This is a genomic window from Halobacillus naozhouensis (genome assembly GCF_029714185.1).
Classification (GTDB): domain Bacteria; phylum Bacillota; class Bacilli; order Bacillales; family Halobacillaceae; genus Halobacillus_A; species Halobacillus_A naozhouensis.
In genome coordinates this window covers 1,725,903-1,750,827 of sequence record NZ_CP121671.1, presented here as the reverse complement: position 1 = coordinate 1,750,827, position 24,925 = coordinate 1,725,903, and the positions used below count along the sequence as shown (strand labels likewise).

Sequence of the window (24,925 nt, the reverse complement as noted above, 5' to 3'; positions counted from 1 at the left end):
CAGGTCCTTAGAAATTCCTTCTCATTAGAGGATAGTTCCTCAGGTCCTTCTCCAAATAAATACTGAATTTTTCCATAAAGGGACTAGCCTTATCTTCTTCATCAAGCAAAATTTCTGCTTGATGTAGTTTCAAAAATTGCTCGTGATTTTACATATCATTGGTCGGATGAATCCAAACGTCTAACTGCTTTCCATTAAAAAGATCGACTTCGTTATACTGTTCCGTTGAATTGGTAAAACCGATTAGATCAATGTCACTCTCACTTGTGTAGTCTCCTGTTACATAAGAACCGTATAAGAGTACCGTATGGCAGTCATATTTCTCTTTGATATATAGCGTGATGTCAAACAGTATTTTTTCTATATCCTTCATAATATTCTTTTTAGCCCCCTTCGGATCAATTACCATTTGTATATCTTTCTGTTCTTTTATAAAGGAAAAGCTGAAAATCGATTTCATCAATTTTCAGCTTTTTTCCGTTTTATGCAAGAGAGGCACAGACCCTTTATTCCGGAATGAACCCTTGTATTGAATAACTAGAAAGCTATATTATCATGTGAAATTGATTTGCTCTTGTATTTTCCTGCTCATAACATTTCTAAAAATCAAAAGTTCATCCTTATCAAATTCGTAAGTTCCCTTGCCATCCACATAACTATGAACTGCTTTGTGAACGGTTAAGTTAACCTGTTCAGACAGTGACGTTTTGCCCCAATTCCCTGCCTCTTGCTTTGATGATATTTTTCCATCTTTTAGATACCAATAAACCCTAACTATATTTAATACACAATATATTGGGTCCTTCTGAATTTCCTCAATACAACTTCGGTAATCTCCTATAATGGAGGATATATAGTGGGAACGTGGGACTGTCGGAAATATAGTATGAATAGGCGGGCCCTCTAAACAGATTCCTCGGTGTGTTGTTATAGTGATGTGAGCAGCTAGGTCTGGATCTTTTCCCTTCCCGGCGTTTATGTATTGATATTTCTCCTGTGACAAATCCCTTTCATACCGTCTTCTCCAAAATTCACTAAAGTGAAAATCGAATGGGAAGGGATGCTCCCAATTTTTTAGTTGTTCTTTATTCACAAAACTTATCTCAACCGGAAATGGATCATTGGAGCAATTTAAAAATAACTTTACTAGCCTTTCCTTGGTTTCAATAATCATTGTTTCATTCGTAACTACCAAAACATCTATATCACTGCTTTTCGGATTAAATCCTCCCATTGCCAAGGAACCATGAATATAAAATCCAATAAAATCGTCATCTATAACTCCCTTAATTTCATCCAATAGATGAAAAACAAAATTTTTGATATCAGAAGAGCAAGTTTTCCAACTACAAACCATATATGTCCTCCAGAGCGTATTAGCTTTTTATTAATTTTACACCCCTTCACAATTTTCCATACATGATAATGTGAAACGGCAACTTAACATCCTACTTTGCTGTTCTGTCACGATATACAATCAGAGTAATTGCATTTAATAGGATGGTAATGATGAGAAGGACTGCTGAGACGAACGCCACAGCACCCATTGTATCCATTAGAGCAGACCAATCCTCAATACTTACTTTATGATAGATATAGAAAATCTGGAAACATAGCGAAATAGCACAAGCACTGATGCTCATAATGGAAAGAGTAAACCAATTCTTTTGGATATGCTTTTTATCTCCTATTAGACTAACAACAGGAAGTATCCAAGCAATTATTCCAAGCACGAGACTGCCGGAATTAAGCCAACCAAAACCAATCATTTTTTAACCCCCCATTTTATTTTTCTTCATGCTGTTTTAGCAATTCCGCCCGATTGCTGAATACCAACCATTTCAAAATTACACCTTTTTCTACAATACCAATTCTAGAATATAGCCCTATACAGAAGGACACGTTATTCGATAAACACACCCTTTAACACAATAACTTTGATTATTAAAGTCTGCCCTATTCTTATTAAGAACTAAAACCAGAAAAACTATTAGTCCTCGTCTTTTTGGCGAAAGTAGAATACTGTAATTGCAAAGTAAATAATCATTACCACGGAGATAAACGTAATACCTTCAATAATCTTTTGAGTAGTATATTCCGATGAGTAAAGAAGGAAATAGAGCGGCCAAGAAACGTATGAAACGCCACCTAGTATGTAAAAAAAGTTCTTATCTTCCATAAAAATGCCCCCCTTATTACCACTTACATACGGTTGAAATTCAAATCGGTTTCACTTATGAAACAATACTACTCCTAACAGAATCCGTCTATTTCAATCATTTAGTTTTTATTACGAGAAAGACAGTCTCTTTTCTACAAACCGTATCTCTTTTTCAAGGATGTTTCTTCCAGTTGGAGCTGACGATTAAAAAGCCAAAACCCTGGCAAATATGCACAATAACAATATCCAGTTTGGTAAAATCAAATATATCCCTATTAGAACTAATCCAAACAAAGTATAAATGGGGTTACAGCCTAATCACTTTTACCTGCTTCGTTCGTTCAGTAACTCCAACAAAAAGAGCGTCAATCCTCCTTGGACCAACACTCCGATGTGAAGCTAATTTTAACATCTTACATATTTGCGTTTGAATCCTAGCCATTTATCGGCAACGTCTTGTGCAATACTTGACTCAGATAATGTTACTGCGACCACATAATCGGACAGCATATAAAAATATGCTGCATCCATCCAGCGATCAAAATCTGACTCTGTAATGGCTTTTGGGTCTGCAACAATCCCTGCAAAGTACATTGCATCATAGTTACCTATAGCATAAAGCTCTTCTGCTAAACGTTGATTTATTCTCTTTGCGATTGGTTTCATAGCACCTGTAGCCACGCCAAAAAGCGGGTCGTGTGCTCCATTGGATAGGTTCATTTTTTTGTTCTTTCCTTGCCCAAGGCTTCAAGCTCCCGCATAACTGTTTCAAAATCCATAGTTTTGTAGTTCCCTCCCTCTATAAATTAAAGTTTTTTTAGAATTCCTTGGTTTCTCTTAAAACACTCCTAGTTGCTCCATAAGGTATATGCCGTCGGAGGATACCCAATAGTCTTTTATTTTACCTTCTTGTACAAGAAAAATATCTGTACCGTTAAAGCTTATCTTTTTCCCCATCTCTGCCTTAGCACCTGGCATACCTCCATTGTAGACTCCTGTAAACTTCCAACGCGCTGAAACGTACGGCCTGTCTACGATAGGACCAACTTCTATTGTCATTTTAACGTTATTAAAAAATGCACAACCATCCGTAATGATTCCCTTTAAGGCGTGGGCACCCTTCCGTTCATCCGAAGTCCTTCCGTCAGTTCTCACTTGATGAACCAGGCAATGTGGATCTGTTATATTATCAAGTACAGAAACATCATCATTCCAAGCTTTTACCCATAAGTTATAAATTTGCTTCTCGTCAAGAATAGCCAAATCGTAATCCCCCTTAAATACCTTTTATTTCAAACAACTCAAACTATCAGCCTGAGTTTATGTTGAAACTTTCATTTCGTTGTATACATACATCAGTATTTCTACTTGTTTCTTTTAAATCCCTTCCTTTTATCAATCGCCAATTGAGAAAGACGCCTTGTTTAACAAACTCGCCCATAAATATTAAAGTCCTCTCTTATAAAATAGCTCTGGATGATCAAACGGAGCGTTTTTGCTTAAGACTGTCTTAGGGTGTGCAGCCTTCTCCGATGTTCCGTTCCAGATAAGCCTCTAGTCTGAATTTATTAATTTATTTCCTATATTTTTGTTGAGTAACTTTATTTACTTTTATTAACTTGTTTATCTAAAATAACACCCGTAGCCATAATAACAGCACCCAAGGCTATAGAGATTAAAGATGCATTGGTCCATAAAGGACCTAAATCATTAAATTTCGATAACCAATAAGTCAATCCCCCCGCGATCATCAGAATTAAACCTATCCATTTAATGTATTTTGACTTACTCATACCTTCCTCCTTTAAGTAAGGACGACTACCTTTCTAGGTAATCGTCCCCTTATTTAGAATATTTGATATCAAGAACTAGCTCTTAATGTAAATCCCCCGAAACTAATAAAAATCTTATACTACATATACGAAACAGTGATTTTATAGTTCCATAAAACTCTATTATCTCAAATTATATTCAACAGAGTTAGCAATAGGTAAGCGTTTGAAGTTATCTCCGGCTTTTCCCCTGCTCCGCACCGAACGTGCTAGTTTCCCAGCATTCGGCGTTCCATCTAATGATATGTACTAAATTATAAGTTCCTTGTTACTCTTCGAGACTGGATCGCTTGATCCCTTCCATCCCACATACCTTTCGGTATTGGTTAATTTTATCTAGAATTCGTTGGTTTTGTGGAATCTTTTCAAGATAAAAATTGATTCGCTCGATATCTCTAATGTGTATGAGCCGGTGGACATCTTTATGGAGAATGCGGAGGTTTTGAAACTTATCCGTTCCTCCAAAACTCTTGGGTACATAATGATGACAATGAACATCTGAAGCATGTAAATACTCGCCTGTAATTTCACATTTACCCATCTTCATACTGTACCGACTTATTCGATTATCAAGATATTCTATACTCCGATTCGGTAGAGAAGCTTTCATTAAATAACCGACTTCTTGTTGTATATCCGGTCGTAACTTTTTATAAATTTGTTCTCTACCTCTCTTTGTGTAAAGCGAAAGCTTTGGACTGAAGTTCATCTTATGGAATGTTTTAACATTACCAATAGGAAAAAGGTACATCCCTCTAATGTTGATAGTCTTCGTTCCTAAGCTAAAGTTCTTCTTATAAAAAGGTGGTGGCTGAAAAGGATGTTCTAGTTTTCCAACCGGTCGAAGACGGTTCACTAGAAATGGTTTAAGATCGAAAGCAAGACGTGAGAACGCAAGGCTTACATGAGTCGCTCGTTTGAAGTAATGATGAATACCCAAAACGAAACTATTATAACGTTGAATATTTCCAGCAGAAGGGGAAGCTTTTATTGTTCGAATGAGCTTCTTAGCTTCCTGTTTGATTTTCCTTCTTTTTGAGGAAATGACCCCTGTATGGGCCACTCGTTTCTTCCCCTTTTTATTCGCACGAATGGTGAAACCTAAGAACTCTGATTCTCGTTTTCTCAAGTTTACAATTTGAGATTTCTCTGGAGAGATGTCCAACTTTAAACGCTCTTTGAGGTAAAGACGTACCGCATGGTACCACCGTTGAGCTGTCTTTCCATCTCGGCATAGAATTTTAAAATCATCGGCGTACCTAATCAAGTATCCTTGCTTCAAGTTTGTTTGTTTTCTAGCTCGCCTTTTAGCATCATCTGAACTGTAGGTTTTTGTAAGAGGAAAGACCTCCCATTGTCCTGCAACCCATTGATCTAAGTCATTTAGAACCACATTAGAGAGTAAAGGTGATAGAATACCACCTTGTGGTGATCCTTTCACAGGCACACCTTCTCCATCGATTTCGGACTTGATCATTTTAGCTATACAAGCGAGAACCTTTCGGTCTCGAATACCCATATTCCAAAGCTGTTTATTTAGTAATGAGTGATTCACATTATCAAAGAAACTTTTAATATCTACATCGACGACAAAATGAAATTGCGCTTGGTTAATTAAGTATTGTATCCTTGCCATAGCATGATGAGCAGACCGGAGAGGTCTGAACCCGTAACTATGTTTGAAGAATTGAGACTCAACAATCGGTTCGAGAACTTGTTTGAAGCTCTGTTGGATGATTCTATCCAAGATACATGGAATCCCAAGAGGTCTCCATTTACCGTTCTCTTTTTCAATCCATTCTCTTCGAACTTTCTTCGGGTGATAGTTTCTTAGTTTGGTTCTTACTTCGTTTACGAGATTGTTTTCCGATAGCTCTTTCATGTCATCGATGGTTTTTCCATCGGTACCTGGCGTTTTGGACCCTTTGTTGGTTTTAATCATGCGAAAAGCGAGCAGGATGTTTTCTCTCGAAATGATCGTGTCATAAAGATGAGAAAACTTGTATCCTTGACTCGCTTTTTCATGTAGGTCTGTAAACGTCTCCGTCATATGATAATAATCCCAGTTTCGCAACGTTGGCACTGTGGCATCCCTCCTTATGGAGTGATGTTCCCACGTTCCTACCCGATCGGTGCCATTCACTTACGGAAAATAATCGTTTCATTCATTAGACTTGGGGCTGTTCCTCCACTCCCATTACAGGAGATTCCAGTCACTCCCCTACCCTCACAAGGACAAATACTTTTCAGCATGGAGCTTTATAGCAACCGTTTCGGGTGACAGCCCTTGTTTCAACGTCCCTTGCTTTCCAAGTACCTTACAACGTAGCTTTCCATACTAAACATAGGTGCTTCCTTTAAGCCTGTGAGCTGGATACCGCCATGGTTCGGTATAGCGTATTTCAGAGGGCGCAGTTTTACTCCACACCACTCACGTCATCGTAAGATGACACGTAAGTTTCCCTACGTTGAAAATTTAGACCCTTACTTTCGGAGGTTCGTCAGTTCCTATCTCAAGGAACGATTCTCACCGTATCTAGTTTTTCAGCCGTGAGGCATATCCGTTGGCATACCTTTTCTTATTGAATGGCTACAGCCTTCGTTCTACCTAATCTACCTGTGCTTCATACCCTATAACCTATCAATTATAACGCATGCAGGAGTATTGACGGGATGGTTTCAGGAAACATGGATCCGTCATTCCCATCCTCCGTTGTAAAGTTGAAATTTAATTGTTTAAACTTCCTGCTTTTTCACGGCGAAAGGCGTTTATAGCAGAACTTGTCGCGCACTGCCCTTTTCTTGAAGACTAACTCAGCAATTTAACTAAATGGAGATCTTTGTGAACGAGCAAGGTCGGTGGATGTTGATTACTTCGATTATTTCGACTAATCCCTGCTGGAGGAGAGATGTCTATCCATTGGAAATTGAACATCGTCTTGGAGAAAACCCACAAGTTAATGAAGCGGCATGGTAGGAGTTCCGAATGATAAATGGGGGGGAGCGTGGTTGCTTTTGTTTCATTGAAACAGAAAAGTCACGCTTACAACCTCTGGTTTGAAAACCTTTTGCGGGGAGCATCTGGCTGGTTATAAGGTGCCGATGTAATTTTGTATCATCGATGAGCTGCCGAAAACAGACGTAGGGAAAATAGACAAGAAAACTTTGATTGAGCAATTTAATAAATTCACGGTATGAATAAAAAAAGGCGCTGCAACAGCAGCGCCTTGTTGGTGCTTAGCCATTTTTGTCCACAGAGACTAATTCTGCCTGGACAATATAACGATCAGGTGCATAACCGACAAAATCGAAGGGATAACACGTAGTCAAGGTAAGTGTCGGCTTGTTTTTATCAACGATGACAGAACGATCTTTTTCGTCCGTTATCCACGTTTTACGAATCTGATAGTCGTACGTTTTCTCTTCATAAATTACATAAAGATGGTCCCCTACTTTCACTTTATCGAGTTGTCTGAACACCGTGTCGCGATGACCAGAGAGAACCACATGGCCAGGGGTGTCCGGTTTGACAGTCCATTTACTGTCATACATACCCACTCCTTGTTTAAGCGTATCAGCACCTGTTCCCCAGTAAACATCATATTGGCTGCCTATACGAGGAATCTCCAACTCTCCGACACTTTCTCCGTGCTGATAAGACTTGGTATGGGACCTTTGCTTGTCATCGATGGATTTTAGCTGTTGCTGATATGCGGTATCATCCCAATTCTCGTACACCATGTGAAGTTCCTCCGCATTGCTGGTGACTGCCTTGGTCTGTTCCCACCAGGAATAGCCGCTCCAAGCTATCATCATTATTCCTGTGAGCAATAACAAAATACCGATTTTCTTCATGTGCATCCACCCATATTTAAACAGTGGGTTTTCTTCTGAAGATAAGGAGAAGAGCGCCGAGTGCCATAACAGCACCACCAGAAACCATTACGATTGGAAAAGAAGTAGCCGTATCAGGTAACTCCCCACCGGTTTCGGAAGAAGCTACATGGTTCATACGGTCACCGAAAACCCATTTGCCAGCTTCATAGCTGTAAGTGATTGTCAATGTGTATTCGTCTCGCAGTTGATTTTCTCCATGCTGGGTCAGTTTGTACTTATCAGCGCTGACCTTTTCCAATGTATAATCTTGATCCGTTTTCAACTGAACAGGGCCGTCCATTTCTTTCAGGTATAACTTTCCATCTCGTTCTTCGAAATAGGTATCCAAGTAATGGTCTGCCAGCGGCCAAACCATGATACTCTTCATTTCTTCTTCTAACCTGTCCCTGGAATCATATTTCTTTACTTCGCCATCCTCAGTAGTCTCTAAATCAATCAAATCATTGAACTGCTGCTCCAACTCTTTGACAGGTGGCTCCCCGTGATTGTCCGCAAAGACAGGATTATGTAGCCCTGTAAGCGCCACCAAAAACATTACTACTACTACTACAGAAAATCTTTTCAACAAATTAAAACCTCCTTAAAGTAGTTACATTAATTGTGTTCCGGATATTAATGGTAATTAAACATATTTTTGTGAATTTTTCGTAATTTTTTTAATGGAATTGATATAAGTTTGCAACAAACAAATAAGCCTTGACTGGCAAGGGCTTATTGAATAGGGTATTAAGCTGTCCATTGTTACTGTAGAAAGCAATCTTCCTTTGATAAAGATTGTTTTGCCATATCGATGATTTCATGGACAACGACGGGATTATTTCAAATTTTCATATGTGTCACAAGAAGTTACTCCATTTATCTGGCCCTAATCAGTAGGACCGTTATTTGATAAACGCGTCCGATAACAGAAGAACTAAGAATGCTTAGCTTGCTGTTTTGATGATAATAACTTAACAACAAATCCAGATAAAAGTGATAACAATGTGTAAATGACAACCCAAATCCAAAATGAAGAGTTAAACACAATAAATGTTGAAATGATTGCAGCTATAGCAACTATCACAGGCATTATATAAATATTTTTAAAAATAAAATACCCAATCCCCCCTAATATAAGAGAGACAACTGGTAGAACAAATATGACAAGCTGAATTAAATAAATATAAATCATCCTTTCCCCACCTTGACCAATGGCCAAAGGATCTCACACCACAATCAGTCATCCGTTTATGGAAATCTTATTGTTAATCTAATTTAAAAAGATGTTCTATTTATCTTTTTATTTTGCTTAAGAATAAAAACCCACCAGACCAGTAGATATAAGTAACCTATAACCACGTAAATAGACCAGAGTTCACCATCTTGTAATTGATGAACTAAATGCTCTAATTCATTTAGTCCTTCTTCCCTTCCAATGCTACTTAACATACTTATTATCGGAACAGTAACAGCAAAGACTACAGCAATAATAGACAATCCTTTAATTCTTTTTCGAATAAGACTAAATACTGCAAAGCTTAATGTGATAAATAAAAGCAAGTAATACACAACCCAAAACCAACTTGGAAGAGTTTCTGTACTCATTTTTTCACCCCTTCATCAAAATAGGTTTTCTTCTTCCCGTTCATAGAAGAACAAAATTCATATCCTTAATGAAATTTCTATTTACTTTCTAAAAGTCCTTCCCTTATTCTATTAAATTGCCCTTAAATGTAAAAAGGCCGCGTTATTCGATAAACGCGCCCCTTTACTTGAAAAATGACTATTAAGTTAAATGGTATAATAATCGATGTTGCTTTGATTAGCAGCTTGGCACAGTCCTAATATTTTAAGGTAGCTTCGAAGTAAACCCTAAACCCCTTCTTCATCCCCTATTCTTTATTTACACTTCTGAAGTAAACCCAGCAAAAAAATCTTAAGAGTTATTAACTCCCTGTGAAGAACTTTATTTTTTTACTTAATGCTAGCGTGCATTCACTCCCAGTGTTTCTCTCGCCATCTGCTCATACTCTTCCAAGCCTGAGGTGATCGCAAACTCAGCAATCGCAACAGGGTAGGCCGCATTAAGCTCAATGATATGCTCTTTCATGGCAGGCCAGTAAATCCCTCCTGCTTGCTGGTAATAGCTAATTAGTTTCTCTAAAGCTGTTTCGCCGAATGCTTGGTATTGGAAAACAAAATCATTTGATACATCTGTTACTTTTGCCTCGGTCCAGTCGATCAAGCCGGTTACGTTCGCATTTTTATCAATCATCGTGTGGCCAGCATGAACATCCCCATGAGTCAGACCTGTTCTCAGAGGCCACAATTCCTTATTGTTTACCCATGACTTCCAGCGGTTCCATAAGGATTCGCCTACACCAAACTTCGCTTTAACCTTTTCCATACGCTCAATCATTGATAATCTTGCTTCTTCTGCTGTCTGAACAGATAGGCCGGCTTTAAGAGCCTCTGCTTTCGGAAGGGTGTGGAGCGAGACCAAAGCTTTGGCTAATGTCTGATGAAATTGTTCAGGCACATTTTCATGATTCATCTCCCACACATAGTTATGAATCTCTGGATCAATCGTGCCGGCTGGTACGCCGGTTAATTTTCTATAAGCAATAAGGTTATCTTCATAAATCGACCAAACCGGGACTTGAAAAGTGACATATTTACTGATTAAATCCAGTGCTTTCTTCTCAACAACTGTCCTCACCATCACATCGTCACGTCTTGGAAGCCTCAGCACCCATTCTTCTTCCTTATCGTCTTCTCCATAAGCAACCAGAAAATCTAAACCTGACTCGTTAAATGAGATCGAATCCTCTTTTACTTCCAAACCGTACTTCCTTGCTGTTTCTGCCACTTGCTGTTTATTCAAAACAATCACTTCCTTCTCTTGATTATTTCATTCATATAAACAACACCTCAGTAAGGTATAATCAAGATGAAAATATTATACCGTTTTTTCAAATTGGCTTTGTTTTTGCAATGAGTTATTCAATTATCTGGACCATCGCATTAAAGCAAAAGTAGCGCAAGTCTTATTCAATTCTTGCGCCCCGTTTATGGAGAAAAGTTTTTAATTAAAATATTAGTTTCATACCCTCATGACTCGCCAAGAATCCTAGTCGATTATAAAAACGATGGGCGTCATCACGTTGCTTGTCAGTGGTCAATTGCACAAGACCACATTCCTCAGACTTCGCGATTGCAATAGCTTCTTTAAACAAAGCTTCTCCTACTCCTCTTCCGCGATAACGCCGATCAACACGTACCCCTTCGATTTGTGCCCGTTTCATACCCTGTCTTGCTAAACCAGGAATGATTGTTAACTGGAGGCAGCCAATCAACGTTTGACCTTCAAATGCTAAAATAATTTGATTTCCGACTTGGGCTTTAATTGCTGTAAATGCTTCATAGTAATCATCCGGTAATGGCTCTTCATAACGTTCACGTTGGGAACCTAATTCATCATCGGCAAGTAAGCGAACAATTGCTTGTAAATCTTCTTCATTTGCTTTTCGAAAATTCAATAGAATTTACTCCTCCTCTACACCAATAGACATTACATTTCCTTTAATGGTCTCTTTCCCTATATTGTAAGTAATACATTTCAATCAGTATAATATGACTTTTAAATCATATTTGATAAAAAATATTGTACCTACTAGATTGATGAATCCTATCCAGAAAATTTATTTGCTTTTTTCGATTCTTGAAAAACTTTCCTTTATTCAAAGGCCCTTTACACAAAGAAAGAGTGCAATTCTTATTCCAGATTTGCGCCCCGATTGCGAAAGACTCAATTTCAAGATAAATTATCTAAGAATGATCACCAAGCTTCTATTACTTGGGGTATCGCCAGCAAAACGCGGATAGCGTACATTAAGAATTAGAGCCCTCAGCACATAGGCTTTTCTGTTATACAAACGGTTCATTTAATACAACATAACCAAATTTGTATTGTAAATGATTGTTATAGTTGTTAAAACACGACCTTATGCTACACGATTTAATTAAGAATGCGTAATCTAATGCAACACAACTCTTAGCGTACATTTTCCGCGTTTGCTGTCCGGGCCCCAAATATGTTATACTTAAAATAATTATTATTGTTCGGATATGATTAATGAGGGAAGTAAGAACTTGCAAAAGTGCTTATCGTCTTGAATGATTGTGCGGAGCAAGAATAGTAATATTTTGTGCAAAAAGCACATGGAGGAATGAACATGAATGAAGGTACAGTAAAATGGTTTAACGCGGACAAAGGCTTCGGATTTATTGAAGTTGAAGGCGAAGACGACGTATTCGTTCACTTTTCAGCAATTCAAGGCGAGGGTTTTAAAACATTAGAAGAAGGTCAGGTTATTACTTTCGATACAGAACAAGGTAACCGCGGCCCCCAGGCTGCTAATGTTGTAAAAGCGTAAGTATCAAACAAAGAAGCTCTTCTCAAAAAATGGGAAGGGCTTTTTTTCGAATTCATTTTAACCAGCCCTTCTCCTTAATCCGGGAGACTGCTTCGACCCGATTGCTCACTTCAAGCTTATCAAGGATGACAGAAATATAGTTTCGAACGGTTCCCGTCGTGATATCAAGTTGTCCGGCGATTTCCTTCGTGTTTTTGCCATCGGCCACCAGTTTGATTACCTGATCTTCGCGTTCGGTCAACGGATTCTGGTCGCTGTAGGCCATATCCACCAATTCCGGGGCATAAATTCGACGGCCGGCCATGATAATACGAATGGAATTGACTAGATCCTGACTGGGGCTGTCTTTAAGAAGATAGCCAAACACTTCCGCTTTACGGGCTTGTTCAAAATACCCTGCTCGGGCGAATGTAGTCAAAATAATAATTTTACAGGGATTATCCTTTAGTTCTTCTGCTGTATCTATCCCGTTCTTCACCCGCATTTCAATGTCCATGATACAAATATTAGGATGGTGCTGCTTCACCAAAGCAATCGCTTCTTCCCCGTTTCTTGCTTTTCCGACCACTTCCATATCCTCCTCTAAATCAAGAAGACCAGAATATGTTACTTAAATAAAAAATGAGCGCTGATCCTTATTACAGAATCGCGCCCGATCGTATTATAAGGTTAACCAGTTTATCTGGTTGACCTATTTCTTATAGGTTATTCTTTAGGTAGCCGGGGTAGGACGCTCGCGCCCGTGGGACTCTGATCCCGTCCGCAATACTGTCCACCCCCTACTTGTAGAAACATGATTGAGGCTGGTTGGGACCTAGATCCCGCATAACAAGCGAAGCTATGACACTACAAGCTAGATATAGGGGCTGCCGGCGAAACTAACAAAAGGAGACGTGATAATGAATGGATCCAGTCATTGGCCTGGATATTGCGAAGGGAAAAAGCCAAGTACAAGCCTTTTTACAGAAAAAAGATCCTTATAAGAAAAGCTTTGTTTTCGAGCATAACGTTTTAGGCTTACATGATTTTTATCAGTTTTGGTTAGAGGTGGAAGAAATCACAGGGCGACCTCCGGTCGTCGTTTTTGAATCTACTGGCCATTACCATGAACCAGTTTTGCAGTTCTTAGAGGACCATCAAATTGTCTATTATTTGGTGAATCCGGTTCTTTCCCATGAAGCTAAGAAGATGAGCTTAAGGAAAGTAAAAACCGACGCCATTGATGCCTTTCGTTTAGGGGAGATGTATTATCTATATGATGACCTCCAACCTTTCAAAAAGAAAACCGTCAAAATCATGAATTTGAGGAATCTAACGCGCCAACATGACGCGTTAACAGGAACTTATGTACAAGTTAAACTTCAGTTCCAAACCGTATTGGATCAAGTCTTTCCGGAATATAAAACTGTCTTTGGAGCACTCTATTCACCCACCTCCTTACGAACGTTACTCCACTATCAAACACCTCAAGGTGTTAAGGAGGAAACGAAGGAAAAAATCGCTGAAGTGATTCTCCAACAAGGGGTTAAACGCTCCTATGGATGGGCATTAGATAAAGCCCATCAGCTAAAAGAGGCAGCTGAGCGAGACCCTTTCAGACGTAATTTATATACGAGCCATGTGGTGAGTTTAACGATGTTTATTCAACTTCTTCTTCAATACCAAAGGCACCTATCGAAGCTACTGAAAGAGATAGATGCCTTGGCTGAAGAATTTGATGAGTATGAAATTATCCGATCACTTCCCGGTATTGGTGGAAAGATTGCGGCAACAATCCTTTCCGAGATTGGGGAGATTGACCAGTTTAACCACCCTAAGAAACTCGTCGCCTACGCAGGAATGGACCCGAGCGTCCATGAATCTGGACAGTTTAAAGCAACCATTAACCGAATTACAAAAAGAGGATCGGCTCGCCTGCGACAAAGTCTATATAACGCGGTCCAATGTGGAATAACCAAGAATCGCAACCCAAAATTAAGAGCATATTACGATAAAAAGCGAGAAGAAGGCAAACCACATAAAGTGGCGATCATTGCTTGTGCAAACAAGCTCATTCACTGGATTTATGCCATCTTAAAAAGTAAAAAGGCCTATGTGGTTTAAAAGGAACCAATAAAATACTTTTATAGAAAATACTTCAAATCCATTAATATTGAAGTTTATTTAGTATGTTCTTTTTTATTTTACCATGTCAAATTAATCTTTTTTACCTTTAGCCATTGACCTTCTATTAGCTGGTATTGCTGTATACTCCACTTACAATCAATTCCCATTAACTTCTGTTTATAAAGGAATAAAAAGTTAGGAGCTGAGTGTGTGATGATTAAAGGAATATATGAGCTTATAAGCGAAGAACAGTTAAAAAAGTATGCAGAGCTTGCTGTACAAGCTGGTGTAAATGTGCAAAAGAATCAATTAGTGATTATTCATAGTGACATAAAAAATGTAACATTCGCACGTCTAATCCAAACGGCAGCCTATGAGGCGGGGGCTTCAAATGTGGTTATGGATTGGACAGATGAACAGTCTACCAAAGAATTTTATTTAAATGCAGCAGATGATGCCATCGATCACTTTCCCAACTGGCAGGATGCTCGCTTTAAGGAGTGGGACGATGCGGGTGCTGCTTACATCCATATTATTTCTGAAAACTTAGATGCCTTTAAGGATGTTTCCACAGAACGGATGAGCCGCTTCCAAAAGGCCTCTCGCACCAAGTTGAAGGATCATTACGCAAAGATCAGATCCCACGAGGTTCGCTGGTGTCTTCTAGCTGTCCCGTACTTCGCATGGGCAACTAAAGTATTTCCTCACTTAAGTAAAGAAGAAGCCCTGCAATCGTTATGGCAGTTAATCTTACGTGGAGCCCGGGCAGATGGAAAAAACCCTATAAAAGACTGGGAAAATCATAACAGAGCCTTCGAGTCCCGGAAAAGGTTTCTAAACGACAGCCAGTTTGAAGCCCTGCATTTTACAAATAGCAAAGGAACTGATTTATTAGTCGGCATGCCTAAAAATCACTTTTTTATCGGCGGGGGTGTTATAGATAAAAAGGGAATACCGTTCTTTCCGAACATTCCCACGGAGGAAATATTTTCCGCCCCCAATAAAAATGAGGTACATGGCAAACTAGTAGCCACTAAACCGCTTATCTATGAGGGAAGTGTCATCGATGATTTTTACCTAACCTTTAAAGATGGAAGGATTACTGCCTATTATGCCGCCACTGGGCAAGAAGCGTTACAAAGTCTCATCGAAACAGACGAAGGTTCACATTATCTTGGTGAAATTGCCTTGGTCTCTAACAATTCTCCTCTTTCTCAGTTGGATACTCTCTTTTACAACACCTTGTTTGATGAAAATACGGCCTGCCATATTGGAATCGGAAACGCCTCCCCTTCCAACCTTCAAAATGGCAGCAACCTATCGGTGAAAGAGTTGAAGGAAGCAGGACTTAATACTTCCCTCTTGTTAGTCAATGTGACCTTTGGTACCGAAGATATGAAAGTAGTGGGTATTAAAGAAGGCGGAACTGAAGTCATACTAATGAAAGATGGTGATTTCCAATTCTAATTTGACTACTCCTTAAAAACAAAGGAAACTGCTAACAGAGTCGGGGCGCTACCTATGATGTGAATTTTAATAGCAATTCGCCCCTCCAAAACTCAAGTGTACAGTTGTTAAACAATATGGCCCTCTTCATGAGAAAGGATGCAAATCCTTACTTCAACTCCGAATAAGCGCCCCGTTTGCTTACCTAAAAATCTTGGTTTCTTCCTTCATTATTCTATTTCTAACTGTCGTTGAAACCAATTGGATATCTTGGATGGTATTGCTTTTTTAATGAGTGGTTGAAATAGAAGTGTCAATCCGATCACCACAAATATAACGCTCGTCACAAAAAAACCCTTGGCGTGTTGAGGGATATTTTCTTCAGGAACACGTTCAGCAACCTGCAATCCTAGGAAGCTAATCCCTATACCATCTCCGTCTGCATTCGTTCCCATTGCTTTAAGCTCAACCCCTTTTTCATAAAGCAAATAAGCCAGGTAAGCGAATAGAATAACTCCACCCAATCGAACAAAACGCATCATAACCCCTCCCTACCGTAACTTTAATATATCATTTTAATCCCACGAATTTCTGCTAACAATTATGAAAATGTTCGGTTAATTATTCAAGAAGAATGCCCCTTTTATTGAGAATCTACTGCATATTGTTTTCAAATTGCTTACTAACTGTTAGAAATTTTAGAGCCAGTCATTTGATCAGCTATTCTTCTTGAACGAACTTCACCTCATTATGTTCACAATTCTTACAATACATTAAATGAGGACAAATCTGATCCTTCGCTGTATCAGGATAGCCATCACCCATTTTTACAGTTTCTTCATCATTATAATGGCCGTAAGGGTCTAAAAAATCGGATACCCTACCTGAGTCTTCTAATCGAGAATTGCATTCTGAACAATATATTTCTAATTCTTTAAACGAGTTACATATAGGACACATAGCCATCAGTATCACTCCTTTTTGCTTCCTGATTAGTATCCATTTCTTTAATTGGTACTATGTAACATACAAAAGGATTATTGATGCTGAATCTCGCCTAATTCACCTTTTGGGTCAAATAAGCTCTACTAAACAAAAGGATTTATTATTATTAAGTTCACGATGAAAACTAAAAAGGACACAATTCCTTGTACAGGAATTGCGCCCATTTTGTGAAGACTTGAATCCGAGATACTCTCGAGTTGATCTTCAACTAAAGCACTCTTTAGTTGAAGATCTCAAACTATTTTTGTTTCTTCTTTCTTGAAAATACCAACCATTAACATAACGAGTCCGATTATGAAGATAAAGGGGAAAATATACCACATTATCAATCCTGCCCAAGCATTTTCTACAATGAATGCATAGGGAAACAACAGAAAAAATCGAGGAGGTCTGGCAAAGGTTAATAAGGGATCAACTAAAATTATCACCAAATAGCAAATACACTTTGGCGGAAGGATCTTACCACAATGTGAATGAAAGCCATCCAAATATTGTTATTCAAGATGTTCTTACCTTGCTTTAGAAAAGCTCAGATTTAAAACTGAGCTTTCTTTTAGATCAAATCCACTCTTCGAAATGATGGGTTAAACAAAACCCTATTTACGAGTTTTTGTATATAACTAACCTACCCTTTGACTTAATACCAATTTTTCCAACTCCCCATAATCCCTACAAGCAGTTATTCCATTATATGGTCCTAAAATGTAAAAAGGGCGTGTTATTCGATAAACGCGCCCCGATTGTTGAGCAGTTATTCATACCACTTAATGTCTAATTCTATAGAGTCTGTAGCAAAGCGTAGAAGTATTTTGCGTCACCAGTATTAAAGTAGTTATACCATGCTTCAAGAGTATTTTCAGAAAAAACATCTAACTTCTTTAATATAGTTTGAGCGAATAGCAACCCCCCCGCCGAACTGGCTGTTATCAAATTACTGTCCGCAACTGCCTTAACATCTCTATAATATGATTCTCCCTTATAGCTTGGACATACCATCTTGAGATACTCGAGACTGTTGCTAGTATGTATACGTTTGTCAAACACCCCAGCCTCTGCAAGTACAGTGGTTGCACCACAAATTGCCGCGACCATTGCTCCGCAGTCTAACAATTCGGTTGCCTTTTCGATAATCGGTATGTGTTTAGTGTCTGTCCATGTGTCTGCTCCAGGTAACAACAAAACTGTGGAGGAATCAGAAATTATTTCGTCAAAGGTTATGTCAGGTATGACTGTCATACCACCCTTTGTTATTATGGGGTCTTTTGTAGAACCAACGGTCTTTACGGAAACATGATCACTTTGCTTTTTAAAGTATTGACCCGAATTAAGTTCTGCTGTCACATATCCAATCTCCCAATCTGATAGTGAGTCCAGCACGTAATTATAAACGTTAATCATAGTGTTCCCTCCAATATTAAATTGCTATAAACTGGTATATACTTGTACCATTCATTATAAAACAATTTCACTGAGAGCTACTGTCAAGGAAGGTAATTTATTTCAATTTAGTACTAATATATTTCCCAAACCACTTTATTGATCTTCCATTTGGCCCTATACAGAAGGACGCGTTATTCGATAAACGCGCCCTTTCCTTTAACAAGCAATTTGTATCAGTCCAAAAACACTCGATCGTCACCTTCTCCACCATAATTTGAATGTACTTGTGTACCGTCACCTTCTTTGTCACCTTCGACAATTTTAAATCGGATTCGAGTGTGGAAAGCAATTGATTGTTTATATATAATGGATGACAACACACTTGATGGACATAATTAAAGGTTACTCCAGTACAATGATCAGCTTTTTCAGATAATAAAAAAACAAGATCAGAGCTAAACTCTGACCTTGTTTTTGTTTATACAATGGTGTTAGTTAGGACCCATTCCCATTATCTTTTATCTTCCTCTTAATTTCCTCTTTTTCACTATCCATGAATCTCAACAAATCACCGTAAACGACTTTGTCAGAAAAGCCAAGTTCCGTTTCGGCTTCTTCTTTTAATGGTGCACAAGATTTAGAATCGATTTCTTCTCCCGTTTCTTTATCATAACAGATGTTTTGTTCTGCAGCATATACATACTTGTCAGTTACAACACTTCCGTCACGAAGGATTGTTTCACTCTCACGGTTTTTATTCAATAGATCCGTACCGAACTGGACATCATTTTTCTGTTCAACACCTAGAAGGTTTAAGATTGTCGGTTTCAAGTCTATTTGTCCACCAACGGTCTCCATTTCTTTTCCTTCCATTCCTGGAACGTGAATGATCAAAGGCACTTTCTGTAATTGCACGTGTTCGAATGGACGGATTTCTTTCCCAAGAATCTCGCTCATTGCACGGTTATGGTTTTCAGAGATGCCATAGTGATCACCGTAAAGGACAAAAATGGTATCTTCATATTCACCTTGTTCCTTCATCATCTGGAAGAACTTCTTGATAGATTCATCCATATAGCGAACGGTTTGGAAATAGCGGTCGACAGAACCATCACCTGTATTGGCAGGGTCAATCATTTCCATATTTTCATTGTTTACTATATACGGGTAATGGTTAGTCATCGTTATGAACTTCGCGTAATAGGGCTTGTCTAAACCTTTCAGCATCGGCATGGATTGCTCGAAGAAAGGAATATCCTTTAATCCATAGTTTACGGAGTTCTCCTCGGTTACATTATACTCTTTTTTTGAGAAGTAATGCTCATAACCAAGGCTTTGGTACATCACATCACGGTTCCAGAAACTTGCATGGTTGCCGTGGAAGCTTACAGGTGTGTACCCTTCACTTTTCAAAATCTCAGGAGTTGCATTAAACTCATTATTTGCGTTTGTTGTAAATACGGCTCCTCGAGAAAGTCCGTACATAGAGTTATCAATAATAAACTCTGAGTCGGATGTTTTTCCTTGGCCTGTATTGTGATAAAAATTGCTAAAGTAAAAGCTATCCTCTTTCAAGTCATTTAAGAATGGTGTGATTTCTTGCCCATTTAATTTACGATCGATCACAAAATTCTGTGTGGACTCAAGGGAAACAAGCACAACATTTTTTCCTTCCGCTTTTCCAAAGTATTTCCCTTTGGCGCCCATTTTACCTTGCTGTGAGTTAACATAGTTTAAGACTTCAGACAGTTCATTACTATCTGCCATGACACGGTGGGAGGAAGTTTTTGCAGTCATGACCGTATCATAGACATGATAATTATAGATTCCTAGCAATTTAACAAGTTTTGCACGGTCAAACGTTCTTACAAGCAATTGTGGACGTTCCATTTCAGCTAAGCTTAAGTTTACGACTGCAAATCCTAGAGATGCAGCAAAAAGCATAGCTACTGTTCTTCTACGGAATTCCATAGTTGGACGAACTTTTTTAGCGACCAACCATGTAATTAAAATGACAATATCAATCCAATAAAGCAAGTCCATTGGGTGAATCAGAGCTTTGGCGCTTCCACCTAAGTCACCGAAATTCTTATATTGCATAAGAACGGGCAGCGTAATGTAGTCATTAAAGAATCTGTAATATACTACGTTTGAATAAAGAGCCAAGGACATTAAGAAATAAATCGTCATGAACGCTTTATTTCGACGCTTAGGTTTGAAGAACAGAGACAGCCCTAAGAAAAATAGTATTGAGCTGATCGGTGTAATGATTATAATAAATTGTTGAATTCCATTTTCAATATTTAGTGTAAATGCTATTTGAAGGGCGGAATAGGTTTTGGCCCACAGTAAAACTGCGGCTACTGTAAAGAAAAACCAGCCCTTTTTTAATAGGTTTTGCTGTTGATTAAACATGATTAACCTCCTGGTGTAGCTAAAAAGTTGGATAATAATTATATAACTTAACAGGGAATTCACATAAAGTAAATAACATTAAGGTACCATTTTATTAAATGTTTGTTACAATAATAGATTGATATATTCGTGATTACGTCCATCCATAAGATTTAATCTATCTATATAAAAGCTAGCTAACATAAAAATTAGTCACTACCTTCGACTTCTTTCCCATTAAGGGTAACTTCATCAATCTCTAATGTGGAAGGTGCCTTTAAATGGGGGAAATTTTCTTCAGTGAACATGTTGGGAGTGAAGAAAAAAACAAGTGTTTCCCACGTCTCGTTAGAAATGTTTTTGACTTTAATGGATGCATATACTGTTTTTTTCAAGTGCTTCCCTCCACATATGAATGATTTAGGGAAGATCTGACTCCTTATTTGCAAATGTAAATTAATGGAACTATCACTTTAATATATCAGTACCTATAAATGGTTGCTAGACTTTCTACATAACTTCCTATTAGATAGCATACAAAAACAAAAACCATTACTGTTTTCCACTGTTAAACGTTTGGTATAATGAGCTTTATTCAATTAAATAGCCCTATACAAAAAAGACGCGTTATTCAATAAACGCGCCCCATTAACGGAAGATTATACTTTCCTTTTAATGGTTCACACATAAGAGAACCGTTTTCTCTTAGCTTGAAGGAATTACTACTGCATTACATGCTTTTTCGTAAAACTCAATGGGACCAGCTCCTCCAATAATTGCATATTCGTAACCAATTTCCTTCATATCCCTTAGACAATGATGAAGTAACGAATAGCCGATTCCATCAGTTCTATTTGATTCAGAAACACCCATCGGACCAAAATAGCATTTTTTGTTTTTAAATACGTCAAAAGCAGCAAAACCGATGATTCCTTCTTTATTGTTCAAAGCGATATATATTGAAGGATTTCTTGATTTAAAACCATCTTTTATGGTTTTTGACCATTCGTATGAATAATTTTGCTCAACATATTTTACTAGTTCATCAAAATCGTTATGCTTAACCTTACGAACAACATGAGAACTTATAGTTGGAAATGTGTAATCACCAAGATGTGTAATCATATCCCGGGATGTTGTGCCGAGTGTTAATATTATTTCCTTATTGTAATCCGTTAAAAATTCATCAATAAAATTAGCTTTAATTAATGCTTTGAGAACATGGCCTTCATTTAGATAGACTTGGTTATATCTATTCATAATACTAATGGCAACTTCAAAAACATTTATTATCTCTGCTGTTACATTAATTTTAAATAGGGGGCTTTTAACGATATTTTGGTTTGAAGTATATTTCATATCTTCCACCTGAGCCCTTAAAGAGGCTGCATCCAAGGAGCATTTCAACGAAACTTCCCCAAGCGCACCTGTTTTTTCATAAAAGCAAGCTATCAATAAATGAATCGGTTTCAATATTTTACTTTTTGATTGTTCAACCTCATTTTCTGCATTCTTCATTATTCTTAACAACCTATTCGTGATCTTCAAATTATCCAGTTTTACTCCCCCTCGTTAGTTATTATACGAATACTTCTTATTCTAGAAAGGCGCCCGATTGCCGAAGAACGTCCTTCTAAAAAGATTTTTTATAACCACGCTTTTCTTAAAAAATTTACACCAAGTTCGATTTCATCATAAGAAAGACCGCTAAACCCTAGTTTAATCATTGGTCTATCCGGATGGTTTTTTATGAAATAGATCGAAGTTGGCCGCACTTTAACACCATAAAGGAAAGCCTGCTCGATTAGCCATTCTTCTGAACACTCCAGATTTACTTTAATTAATACGTACAAACCGGACTGTTCGCCAATAATGGATATACTTTGCCCAAAGTGTTTTTTTAACAATGAAACGAGGTATTTCATTTTTCGTTTATAAACAAGGCGCATTCGCTTAATGTGCCGATTCCATTCCCCATTTTCCATAAATTTAGCCATTGTAAGTTGGCTAAAAAGGGAAGTTGAGCTTTCAAAGTTCAGGAACTGATTTTTATAACGGTTTAACAGCTGCTGTGGTAACACCATATAGCTTAAACGTAGTCCCGGAAGAAAAGCCTTTGAGAAATTTCCCAGATAAATGACCCTTGTTGAATCAATAGAAGCGAGCGCTGGAAACGGACGTTGCGTATATCGGAACTCACTATCATAATCGTCTTCAATAATGTATCCCTGTACCTTGTTTGCCCATTGAATGAGCGCTTGTCGTTGTTGAATGGACATGCTTACACCGTACGGACTGTGATGAGAAGGTGTTACATAGATTATAGCTGAATCCATTTGTTTAAGTTGCGAAAGATCTGCACCTGTTGCATATACCGGCAAATATTCAAGCAAAAAGTGATGGAATTGAAAAGCTTCCCTGGCACCATCGAACCCTGGATCTTCTACGATAATACCTGAATAATCTTCCTGTAGTATATGGCCTAGATGGATAAGCATTTGTTGTGTACTGCTACCGATGAAAATGGCATCCGCATCTGTTCTTACCCCACGTGATTGGAGTAAGTATGCGGCAATTTGTTCGCGCAGACTCACCTCTCCAAAAGGTTCCCCATATCGAAAGCTCTCAGGTAACGTTAAGACCTGATTCGCTATTCGCCTCCATATTTTTAAGGGGAAATGGGATTGATCAACAGCATCTGTCCGAAAATCGACACGAACGGACGCTTCCTTTCTCCCCCTTTTTTTGTTAGGGAGGATTGGTGATTCCTGGTATAAAGATGGCTCTAATAAATTGACAAAATAACCTTTTCTTCCTTCCCCGCGAATATAACCCTCTGCTACAAGCTGATTATATGCTGTTAGGGTGGTATTACGGCTTACTTGGAGAGAATCAGCAAGTTGCCGAATGGAGGGTAGTTGTTCATCAGCTTTCACATTGCCTTGTTCAATAAATGATTTAAACTGCTCGTAGATTTGTTTGTATTTGGGAGAGCTTTCGTTTAAGGCAAAAAGATAATTTTTCATATATATCTCTCCTGACATTCTTAATTATTTTAAATTGTATCTTTTTAAATGTCAGTTTATATCATAATATATTTTATATGAGCGATAAATTGTATTTTCAAACACAAAATTAGATGAGGAGTGATGATGATGTATATTCCAAAGCACTTTGAAATCAAAGATGAAGAAGTGATTTATGAAATTATTGAGGAAAACAGCTTCGCTACTCTATTTTCCCAACATCAGGGTCATCCGTATGCGACCCACCTTCCTTTGATTTTAGATAAAGAAAAAAGATATTTGTACGGCCACTTTGCAAAACCGAATAAGCAGTGGCAAGATATAGAGGGACAGGAGGTACTTGCCATTTTTCAGGGACCGCATTGTTATATCTCGTCTTCCTGGTATGAAACAAATAAAGCTGTTCCGACATGGAATTATGTAGCTGCTCATATACACGGAAAGGTTGAGATCATAGAGGGAGAAGAAATGATGGATTCCCTTCATCAAATGGTATTGAAATATGAAGATCCAAATAGTTCATATCAATGGGACCAATTGGATGCTCATTTTTTAGAAGGGCAGGCAAAAGGCATTGTTGGGTTCAAAATCAAGATCGATAAAATCGAAGGAAAGGCAAAGTTGAGTCAAAATCATTCCGCTGAGCGATTAAAGCTTGTTATTTCACAACTTGAACAATCTACAAGTGAGGATGAAAGGGAAATTGCATCTCATATGAAAACAATTCTTAGAAAGAAAGCTTAAAGGTATAAATGTACTCTTTGGTGAACAAAACTTATTAAAATATCTCAAGTGAAGCAAACAAAGCTCGTGATAACACATCATGACAATAATCTTTGAAAGCGAGGAATATGTATGCGTCTTGAAACAAAAGCCATTCACTCCGGGCGTTCGATTGACAAATCAACGAGCTCGGTCACCATGCCAATCCATCTCTCTACGACATTCGAACGAGCTCAAGATGGATCTTATCAAAATGAATTCGTATATAGCCGTGAAAATAATCCCAATCGCCGGGCTCTGGAAGACTGCCTCACATCTCTCGAGGATGGGCATGATTGCGTCGCTTTCGCATCAGGGATGGCAGATCGAAGGTCTTCCTGCCGATAAACCGCGCCGTGTGATTATGCCAAGCGATATGTATCTCCTAAAATATAAAACCTATTCTGCAACAGTCTCGAATGATTAATAACAATTATTTCAAATTCCCATCATTTGCACAATCACTTATTCCAGAACTCAAAAGCAAAAGGACCTTTCAGT

The 24,925-nt window shown here is 38.2% G+C and carries 26 protein-coding genes and 2 pseudogenes; 6 read left to right on the top strand and 22 right to left on the bottom strand.

Annotation, left to right across the window (positions count from 1 at the left end):
* Positions 1–148: 148 nt before the first annotated feature.
* From P9989_RS09180 to ltrA, 8 genes and pseudogenes are all read right to left on the bottom strand, one after another.
* Positions 149–460: a nucleotidyltransferase family protein gene (locus P9989_RS09180; RefSeq protein WP_283078463.1), complete on the bottom strand. Its 312-nt coding sequence runs from the start codon at positions 458–460 to the stop codon at positions 149–151.
* 93 nt (positions 461–553) lie between these two features.
* Complete coding sequence (locus P9989_RS09175) at positions 554–1,300, bottom strand: aminoglycoside adenylyltransferase domain-containing protein (protein WP_283078462.1); 747 nt, start codon at positions 1,298–1,300, stop codon at positions 554–556.
* 148 nt (positions 1,301–1,448) lie between these two features.
* Positions 1,449–1,769: a hypothetical protein gene (locus tag P9989_RS09170; protein WP_283078461.1), complete on the bottom strand. Its 321-nt coding sequence runs from the start codon at positions 1,767–1,769 to the stop codon at positions 1,449–1,451.
* A gap of 221 nt (positions 1,770–1,990) precedes the next feature.
* On the bottom strand, positions 1,991–2,179 hold the full coding sequence (locus tag P9989_RS09165; RefSeq protein WP_283078460.1) for a hypothetical protein: 189 nt from the start codon (positions 2,177–2,179) through the stop codon (positions 1,991–1,993).
* 417 nt (positions 2,180–2,596) lie between these two features.
* Positions 2,597–2,940: pseudogene (locus tag P9989_RS09160) on the bottom strand (DNA alkylation repair protein); the annotation flags it as partial.
* A 58-nt stretch (positions 2,941–2,998) separates the two neighbouring features.
* Complete coding sequence (locus P9989_RS09155) at positions 2,999–3,424, bottom strand: ester cyclase (protein ID WP_283078459.1); 426 nt, start codon at positions 3,422–3,424, stop codon at positions 2,999–3,001.
* Between the two features lie 338 nt (positions 3,425–3,762).
* Entirely contained in the window at positions 3,763–3,954 is a 192-nt protein-coding gene (locus P9989_RS09150) for a hypothetical protein (protein WP_283078458.1), read from the bottom strand.
* 307 nt (positions 3,955–4,261) lie between these two features.
* Positions 4,262–6,076 (bottom strand): group II intron reverse transcriptase/maturase, encoded by a 1,815-nt coding sequence (gene ltrA / locus P9989_RS09145; RefSeq protein WP_283075615.1) that lies wholly within the window; start codon positions 6,074–6,076, stop codon positions 4,262–4,264.
* A gap of 747 nt (positions 6,077–6,823) precedes the next feature.
* Here ltrA and P9989_RS09140 point away from each other — a divergent pair.
* A complete protein-coding gene (locus tag P9989_RS09140) occupies positions 6,824–6,970 on the top strand; it encodes a hypothetical protein (RefSeq protein ID WP_283078457.1) in 147 nt (48 codons plus the stop codon).
* A gap of 260 nt (positions 6,971–7,230) precedes the next feature.
* On the opposite strand, the gene P9989_RS09135 is transcribed toward P9989_RS09140, so the two are convergent.
* From P9989_RS09135 to P9989_RS09110, 6 genes are all read right to left on the bottom strand, one after another.
* Positions 7,231–7,848, bottom strand: coding sequence for a class D sortase (locus P9989_RS09135; RefSeq protein WP_283078456.1), 618 nt, complete (start codon positions 7,846–7,848; stop codon positions 7,231–7,233).
* 16 nt (positions 7,849–7,864) lie between these two features.
* Positions 7,865–8,458, bottom strand: coding sequence for an LPXTG cell wall anchor domain-containing protein (locus P9989_RS09130; protein ID WP_283078455.1), 594 nt, complete (start codon positions 8,456–8,458; stop codon positions 7,865–7,867).
* A 345-nt stretch (positions 8,459–8,803) separates the two neighbouring features.
* A complete protein-coding gene (locus P9989_RS09125) occupies positions 8,804–9,088 on the bottom strand; it encodes a DUF2651 family protein (protein WP_283078454.1) in 285 nt (94 codons plus the stop codon).
* A 56-nt stretch (positions 9,089–9,144) separates the two neighbouring features.
* The gene (locus P9989_RS09120; RefSeq protein WP_283078453.1) at positions 9,145–9,474 is read right to left on the bottom strand and encodes a hypothetical protein; all 330 of its coding nucleotides are present in this window, start codon (positions 9,472–9,474) and stop codon (positions 9,145–9,147) included.
* 379 nt (positions 9,475–9,853) lie between these two features.
* Positions 9,854–10,753, bottom strand: a complete 900-nt coding sequence (locus tag P9989_RS09115) for a macrolide 2'-phosphotransferase (protein WP_283078452.1) — start codon at positions 10,751–10,753, stop codon at positions 9,854–9,856.
* 205 nt (positions 10,754–10,958) lie between these two features.
* Entirely contained in the window at positions 10,959–11,408 is a 450-nt protein-coding gene (locus P9989_RS09110) for a GNAT family N-acetyltransferase (protein WP_283078451.1), read from the bottom strand.
* A gap of 696 nt (positions 11,409–12,104) precedes the next feature.
* Here P9989_RS09110 and P9989_RS09105 point away from each other — a divergent pair.
* Positions 12,105–12,305 (top strand): cold-shock protein, encoded by a 201-nt coding sequence (locus P9989_RS09105; protein WP_283078450.1) that lies wholly within the window; start codon positions 12,105–12,107, stop codon positions 12,303–12,305.
* 52 nt (positions 12,306–12,357) lie between these two features.
* Here P9989_RS09105 and P9989_RS09100 read toward each other — a convergent pair.
* Positions 12,358–12,906: pseudogene (locus P9989_RS09100) on the bottom strand (response regulator transcription factor); the annotation flags it as partial.
* A 302-nt stretch (positions 12,907–13,208) separates the two neighbouring features.
* On the opposite strand from P9989_RS09100, the gene P9989_RS09095 reads away from it, so the two are divergent.
* The gene (locus P9989_RS09095; protein WP_283076175.1) at positions 13,209–14,408 is read left to right on the top strand and encodes an IS110 family RNA-guided transposase; all 1,200 of its coding nucleotides are present in this window, start codon (positions 13,209–13,211) and stop codon (positions 14,406–14,408) included.
* Positions 14,409–14,624: 216 nt separating this feature from the next.
* Positions 14,625–15,878: an aminopeptidase gene (locus tag P9989_RS09090; protein ID WP_283078872.1), complete on the top strand. Its 1,254-nt coding sequence runs from the start codon at positions 14,625–14,627 to the stop codon at positions 15,876–15,878.
* A 209-nt stretch (positions 15,879–16,087) separates the two neighbouring features.
* Here the strand turns inward: P9989_RS09090 and P9989_RS09085 are convergent, their stop codons facing one another.
* From P9989_RS09085 to pdxR, 7 genes are all read right to left on the bottom strand, one after another.
* Positions 16,088–16,399, bottom strand: a complete 312-nt coding sequence (locus P9989_RS09085; RefSeq protein ID WP_283078448.1) for a hypothetical protein — start codon at positions 16,397–16,399, stop codon at positions 16,088–16,090.
* A gap of 178 nt (positions 16,400–16,577) precedes the next feature.
* A complete protein-coding gene (locus P9989_RS09080) occupies positions 16,578–16,823 on the bottom strand; it encodes a hypothetical protein (RefSeq protein ID WP_283078447.1) in 246 nt (81 codons plus the stop codon).
* An 816-nt stretch (positions 16,824–17,639) separates the two neighbouring features.
* Positions 17,640–18,260, bottom strand: a complete 621-nt coding sequence (locus tag P9989_RS09075) for a DJ-1/PfpI family protein (RefSeq protein ID WP_283078446.1) — start codon at positions 18,258–18,260, stop codon at positions 17,640–17,642.
* A gap of 477 nt (positions 18,261–18,737) precedes the next feature.
* A complete protein-coding gene (locus P9989_RS09070) occupies positions 18,738–20,657 on the bottom strand; it encodes an LTA synthase family protein (RefSeq protein ID WP_283078445.1) in 1,920 nt (639 codons plus the stop codon).
* A gap of 188 nt (positions 20,658–20,845) precedes the next feature.
* Positions 20,846–21,031 carry a hypothetical protein gene (locus tag P9989_RS09065; RefSeq protein WP_283078444.1) on the bottom strand — a complete coding sequence of 62 codons (186 nt, stop codon included), beginning with the start codon at positions 21,029–21,031 and terminating at the stop codon, positions 20,846–20,848.
* 310 nt (positions 21,032–21,341) lie between these two features.
* Positions 21,342–22,154 carry a GNAT family N-acetyltransferase gene (locus tag P9989_RS09060; protein ID WP_283078443.1) on the bottom strand — a complete coding sequence of 271 codons (813 nt, stop codon included), beginning with the start codon at positions 22,152–22,154 and terminating at the stop codon, positions 21,342–21,344.
* Between the two features lie 128 nt (positions 22,155–22,282).
* Positions 22,283–23,662, bottom strand: a complete 1,380-nt coding sequence (gene pdxR / locus P9989_RS09055) for a MocR-like pyridoxine biosynthesis transcription factor PdxR (RefSeq protein WP_283078442.1) — start codon at positions 23,660–23,662, stop codon at positions 22,283–22,285.
* Between the two features lie 129 nt (positions 23,663–23,791).
* Here pdxR and P9989_RS09050 point away from each other — a divergent pair, with 129 nt between their 5' ends.
* Both P9989_RS09050 and P9989_RS09045 read left to right on the top strand, forming a co-directional pair.
* Positions 23,792–24,406 (top strand): FMN-binding negative transcriptional regulator, encoded by a 615-nt coding sequence (locus tag P9989_RS09050; protein WP_283078441.1) that lies wholly within the window; start codon positions 23,792–23,794, stop codon positions 24,404–24,406.
* A gap of 111 nt (positions 24,407–24,517) precedes the next feature.
* Positions 24,518–24,772: a PLP-dependent transferase gene (locus tag P9989_RS09045; RefSeq protein WP_283078440.1), complete on the top strand. Its 255-nt coding sequence runs from the start codon at positions 24,518–24,520 to the stop codon at positions 24,770–24,772.
* Positions 24,773–24,925: the final 153 nt, after the last annotated feature.

What these genes read in the sequence shown, in the direction of transcription:
- P9989_RS09070 (WP_283078445.1), bottom strand. Translation starts at nt 20,657, where the DNA reads ATGTTTAATCAACAGCAAAACCTATTAAAAAAGGGCTGGTTTTTCTTT.
- P9989_RS09095 (WP_283076175.1), top strand. Translation starts at nt 13,209, where the DNA reads ATGGATCCAGTCATTGGCCTGGATATTGCGAAGGGAAAAAGCCAAGTA.
- P9989_RS09150 (WP_283078458.1), bottom strand. Translation starts at nt 3,954, where the DNA reads ATGAGTAAGTCAAAATACATTAAATGGATAGGTTTAATTCTGATGATC.
- P9989_RS09180 (WP_283078463.1), bottom strand. Translation starts at nt 460, where the DNA reads ATGAAATCGATTTTCAGCTTTTCCTTTATAAAAGAACAGAAAGATATA.
- P9989_RS09170 (WP_283078461.1), bottom strand. Translation starts at nt 1,769, where the DNA reads ATGATTGGTTTTGGTTGGCTTAATTCCGGCAGTCTCGTGCTTGGAATA.
- P9989_RS09165 (WP_283078460.1), bottom strand. Translation starts at nt 2,179, where the DNA reads ATGGAAGATAAGAACTTTTTTTACATACTAGGTGGCGTTTCATACGTT.
- P9989_RS09090 (WP_283078872.1), top strand. Translation starts at nt 14,625, where the DNA reads ATGATTAAAGGAATATATGAGCTTATAAGCGAAGAACAGTTAAAAAAG.
- P9989_RS09045 (WP_283078440.1), top strand. Translation starts at nt 24,518, where the DNA reads ATGCGTCTTGAAACAAAAGCCATTCACTCCGGGCGTTCGATTGACAAA.
- P9989_RS09060 (WP_283078443.1), bottom strand. Translation starts at nt 22,154, where the DNA reads ATGAAGAATGCAGAAAATGAGGTTGAACAATCAAAAAGTAAAATATTG.
- P9989_RS09075 (WP_283078446.1), bottom strand. Translation starts at nt 18,260, where the DNA reads ATGATTAACGTTTATAATTACGTGCTGGACTCACTATCAGATTGGGAG.
- pdxR (WP_283078442.1), bottom strand. Translation starts at nt 23,662, where the DNA reads ATGAAAAATTATCTTTTTGCCTTAAACGAAAGCTCTCCCAAATACAAA.
- P9989_RS09085 (WP_283078448.1), bottom strand. Translation starts at nt 16,399, where the DNA reads ATGATGCGTTTTGTTCGATTGGGTGGAGTTATTCTATTCGCTTACCTG.
- P9989_RS09105 (WP_283078450.1), top strand. Translation starts at nt 12,105, where the DNA reads ATGAATGAAGGTACAGTAAAATGGTTTAACGCGGACAAAGGCTTCGGA.
- P9989_RS09050 (WP_283078441.1), top strand. Translation starts at nt 23,792, where the DNA reads ATGTATATTCCAAAGCACTTTGAAATCAAAGATGAAGAAGTGATTTAT.
- P9989_RS09135 (WP_283078456.1), bottom strand. Translation starts at nt 7,848, where the DNA reads ATGAAGAAAATCGGTATTTTGTTATTGCTCACAGGAATAATGATGATA.
- P9989_RS09080 (WP_283078447.1), bottom strand. Translation starts at nt 16,823, where the DNA reads ATGGCTATGTGTCCTATATGTAACTCGTTTAAAGAATTAGAAATATAT.
- P9989_RS09120 (WP_283078453.1), bottom strand. Translation starts at nt 9,474, where the DNA reads ATGAGTACAGAAACTCTTCCAAGTTGGTTTTGGGTTGTGTATTACTTG.
- P9989_RS09140 (WP_283078457.1), top strand. Translation starts at nt 6,824, where the DNA reads ATGGAGATCTTTGTGAACGAGCAAGGTCGGTGGATGTTGATTACTTCG.